6 protein-coding genes are annotated in these 3990 nt (G+C 55.4%); all 6 read right to left on the bottom strand.

The window, feature by feature from the left end; translation table 11 throughout:
• A partial coding sequence (locus RTY00_RS21240; RefSeq protein ID WP_312666047.1) for a proton-conducting transporter membrane subunit occupies window positions 1–726 on the bottom strand: 726 nt, incomplete at its 3' end.
• Entirely contained in the window at window positions 723–1025 is a 303-nt protein-coding gene (gene nuoK / locus RTY00_RS21235; protein ID WP_007889334.1) for an NADH-quinone oxidoreductase subunit NuoK, read from the bottom strand. The genes nuoK and RTY00_RS21240, both read right to left, overlap by 4 nt.
• Window positions 1022–1573, bottom strand: a complete 552-nt coding sequence (nuoJ, locus tag RTY00_RS21230) for an NADH-quinone oxidoreductase subunit J (protein WP_008105138.1) — start codon at window positions 1571–1573, stop codon at window positions 1022–1024. The genes nuoK and nuoJ overlap by 4 nt, the downstream gene beginning before the upstream one ends.
• Window positions 1574–1583: 10 nt before the next feature.
• Window positions 1584–2126: an NADH-quinone oxidoreductase subunit NuoI gene (nuoI, locus tag RTY00_RS21225; RefSeq protein WP_312666046.1), complete on the bottom strand. Its 543-nt coding sequence runs from the start codon at window positions 2124–2126 to the stop codon at window positions 1584–1586.
• An 11-nt stretch (window positions 2127–2137) separates the two neighbouring features.
• The gene (gene nuoH, locus RTY00_RS21220) at window positions 2138–3115 is read right to left on the bottom strand and encodes an NADH-quinone oxidoreductase subunit NuoH (RefSeq protein ID WP_008105140.1); all 978 of its coding nucleotides are present in this window, start codon (window positions 3113–3115) and stop codon (window positions 2138–2140) included.
• Window positions 3112–3990 (bottom strand): molybdopterin dinucleotide binding domain-containing protein (locus tag RTY00_RS21215; RefSeq protein WP_312666045.1); only part of this gene is annotated, 879 nt, incomplete at its 5' end. The genes RTY00_RS21215 and nuoH, both read right to left, overlap by 4 nt.

Raw genomic sequence — 3990 nt, 5'->3', positions numbered from 1 at the left:
CGCATCCGCCAACCAGGTTTGTAATGGCAGCTGTGCAGATTTACCGACCGCGCCACCCAACAGCATCAGGGTTGCCCACTGCAGCATGTGGTTGTCTGCAGCGAAGTGCGCTGGAGCCAGTTCAACCAGTTCACGGAAGTTCAGCGTACCCAGCTCGTTGTAAAGAATGAACAAGGCGAAAGCGAGGAACACATCACCTACACGGGTGATGATAAAAGCTTTCATCGCCGCTTTGCCGTTCTCTGGATTGCTGTAGTAGAAGCCAATCAACAGATATGAGCACAGGCCCACGCCTTCCCAGCCGAGATACATCAGCATCAGGTTATCGGCCAGCACCAACACCACCATGCTCGCGATGAACAGGTTGGTGTAAGCGAAGAAGCGCGAATACCCCTCTTCTCCACGCATGTACCATGAAGCAAACATGTGGATGAAGAAGCCAACGCCGGTGACGACGGACAGCATGGTCAGCGAAAGACCATCCAGCACCAGATTCACTTTAATGTCAAAGTTGCCGACGTGAATCCAGGTCCACAGCGCCTGCGTGAACGGCTGCTGACCCTGGTTGAAGAAGTCGAAACCGGCATAAATAGTGGTTAATGCTGCCAGACCAACAGAACCCATACCGATTGCTGCCGACAGGTTCTCCGACCAGCGACCGCGTGAAAATGCCAATAGCAGGAAGCCAATCAGCGGAAATAATACGGTTAAATAGAGAAGATTCATCCGCGCATCTCGCTCACTGTGTCAATGTTCAGCGTCTGACGACGACGATAGAGCTGGAGCAACAGCGCCAGACCAATACTCGCTTCCGCCGCCGCAAGGCTGATCGCCAGGATGTACATCACCTGACCATCAGCTTGTCCCCAATAGCTGCCTGCTACCACCAGCGCTAACGCGGAGGCGTTGATCATGATTTCCAGACCAATCAGCATAAACAGGATGTTACGACGCAGCACCACGGAGGTCAGGCCGAGAACAAACAGCACAGCGGCCAGCATCAGGCCGTGTTGTAACGGGATCATGCGTGATCCTCCTTATTCGCTTGCGCATCAGCTTGACGGTTGCTCAGCACTTCGCCATGACGCTCTTCACGTCCAATATGGAAGGCCACGACCAGACCGGCGAGCAGCAGCATTGATGCCAGCTCCACCGCCAGAACATAGGGACCAAACAAGCTGATACCGACTGCTTTAGCGTCGATGACGGTGCCATCAATGCCTTGATCGGTTGCCGTGCTAATCGCGTAAATCATTACCGCCAGCAGCAGTAATGAGACGATGCCTGGACCAATCCACAGCGAGGGCTTCAGCCACTCGCGCTCCTGATCCTGCTGGGTTTTGCCCAGGTTCAACATCATTACCACGAAGACGAACAGCACCATGATGGCGCCCGCGTAGACGATGATTTCCAGCGCACCGGCAAAGTAGGCGCCCATTGAGAAGAACACGCCTGCAATCGACAGTAGCGAAACGATCAGGTACAGCAGCGCATGTACCGGATTGGTGTGGGTGATGACGCGCAGCGTCGTCAACACCGCCACCAGTCCGCAAAGATAAAACGCAAATTCCATACCTGGCTCCTTAAGGTAACAACCCTTTGACGTCGATCGGCTTGGCTTCGTTTTCCGCTTCGCCCTTCTCTTTTCCGTCGATCGCCATACCAGCCATACGATAGAAGTTGTACTCCGGATATTTACCCGGACCGGAAATCAGCAGGTCTTCTTTCTCATACACCAGATCCTGACGCTTAAATTCACCCAATTCGAAATCGGGTGTCAGCTGAATCGCGGTGGTTGGGCAAGCCTCTTCACACAGGCCGCAGAAGATGCAGCGTGAGAAGTTGATGCGGAAGAATTCCGGATACCAGCGTCCATCGTGCGTCTCGGCTTTCTGCAGTGAGATACAACCTACAGGACAAGCTACCGCACATAAGTTACAGGCAACACAACGCTCAGCGCCGTCCGGATCGCGCGTCAGCACGATACGGCCACGGTAACGTGGCGGCAGGTAAACCGGCTCTTCCGGATACATTTGGGTTTCGCGCTTGGCGAAGGCATGCATGCCTATCATCCAGATACTGCGCACTGTCGTGCCGAAGCCAACGACAATATCTTTTAAAGTCATCTCAATGTCCCTTACTGCGCGGTGTACAGAATCACTGCGGCGGTCGCCAGCAGGTTCAACAGCGTCAACGGCAGACACACTTTCCAGCCGAACGACAGCACCTGGTCATAGCGTGGACGCGGCAGCGCAGCACGAATCAGGATAAACATCACCATAAAGAACGCTGTTTTCAGAGCGAACCAGATGAATGGCGGCAGGAACGGACCGTGCCAGCCACCGAAGAACAGCGTCACGATCAACGCTGATACGGTGGTGATCGCCACGTATTCACCCACGAAGAACAGGCCGAACTTCATACCGGCGTATTCGATGTGGTAACCGTCCGCCAGCTCCTGCTCTGCTTCTGGTTGGTCAAATGGATGACGGTGACATACCGCTACGCCTGCGATGCAGAAGGTAAGGAAGCCAAAGAACTGAGGAATGATGTTCCACAGATGCGCCTGGCTTTCGACGATGGCATTCATGTTGAACGAGCCGGCTTGCGCCACCACGCCCATCAGTGACAAACCAAGGAACACTTCGTAGCTCAGCGTCTGCGCCGATGCACGCATCGCACCCAATAGTGAGTATTTGTTGTTACTTGACCAGCCCGCGAACAGCACCGCATACACCGCCAGACCCGCCATCATCAGGAAGAACAGTAGACCGATGTTCAGGTCGGTGACCATCCAGGTTGGCGAAACCGGCACAATGGCGAAGGCCAGCAGCAGCGATACGAAGGCGATAACCGGCGCCAGCGTAAAGATGAAGCGGTCGGTAAACGGTGGAACCCAGTCCTCTTTAAAGAACATTTTAATCATGTCGGCAGCCAGCTGCAGCGAGCCGCCCCAGCCAACACGGTTCGGTCCGTAACGGTTCTGCCACAGGCCGAGCAGACGACGCTCGGCAAAACTCATGAAAGCACCGCAACCGACAACCACCAACAAGATGACCAGCGCTTTGCCGATGTTGATCAGGATTTCAATAACGTCCGGTGTCAGCCAACTCATTGCGCGGCCTCCTGCAGTTTGTCAATTTGCGCACCTGAGAGGAACGGCGGCACACCCGGCATACCGAGCGGTAAACCAACCTGCCCTGCTTGCAGCGACGCAGAGAAACGTACCGGCAAGCGCAGTGTTTCGCCTGCACAGACCAGCTCAACGGAAGCACCGTTATTGACGCCCAGCTTCTCAGCATCAGCCGGGTTAATCACCAGCGTGGCCGGTGACATGCGTTTCTGGAAGGTGGTTGAACGCTGGGTCATCTCCTCGCTACCAAACAGCTGGTAGTAAGGTGCGACGCGCCACTGGCTGCCTTCAACAAAGCTTTCCGGAATCGCGGTAAACCACGGCAGCGAGCGATCGCTGGCTTCAAACAGACGTACGCCCGGATCGCCATGACGCAGTTTGCCGCCCACTTCAGCCTGGAACTTATTCCATGCCTGCGGTGAGTTCCAGCCTGGCGCCCAGGCAAATGGAATCTGCGAACGCGGTGCGCTTGGTTGGTTGTTACCTTCCATGGAGAAGGCAAACATTGTGTCTTTATCTTGCGGCTGGCGCGGTTCATGCACGCTGATGTTGGCGCGCATCGCAGTACGGCCACTGTTACGGTGCGGTGAACGTGCCAGTTTTTGACCGCGGATACGGAAGCCGGCGTCTGGCGCAGCATCCTTAATGCCTTTCAGCTGTGGCAGCGCCGCAACGGTGGCATCAATCACGTGATCCAGCTGAGTCCAGTCGATGTGACGGCTCTCAACCGCGCTGTGCAGCGAACGCAACCAGCGCCAGCTTTCCAGCATCACTACGCTATCATCGTAATAAGCGGGATCGTAAACCTGGAAGAAGCGCTGTGCGCGGCCTTCGTGGTTGATTGAGGTGCCATCGCT

It is taken from the genome of Pantoea sp. CTOTU49201 (assembly GCF_032054795.1).
In the GTDB taxonomy this organism is placed as follows: Bacteria; Pseudomonadota; Gammaproteobacteria; order Enterobacterales; family Enterobacteriaceae; genus Pantoea; species Pantoea symbiotica.
This window is presented reverse-complemented; position numbering and strand designations above follow the sequence as displayed.

Coding starts and splice junctions, on each gene's coding strand:
- nuoK (WP_007889334.1), bottom strand. CDS start 1,025: ATGATCCCGTTACAACACGGCCTGATGCTGGCCGCTGTGCTGTTTGTT.
- nuoJ (WP_008105138.1), bottom strand. CDS start 1,573: ATGGAATTTGCGTTTTATCTTTGCGGACTGGTGGCGGTGTTGACGACG.
- nuoI (WP_312666046.1), bottom strand. CDS start 2,126: ATGACTTTAAAAGATATTGTCGTTGGCTTCGGCACGACAGTGCGCAGT.
- nuoH (WP_008105140.1), bottom strand. CDS start 3,115: ATGAGTTGGCTGACACCGGACGTTATTGAAATCCTGATCAACATCGGC.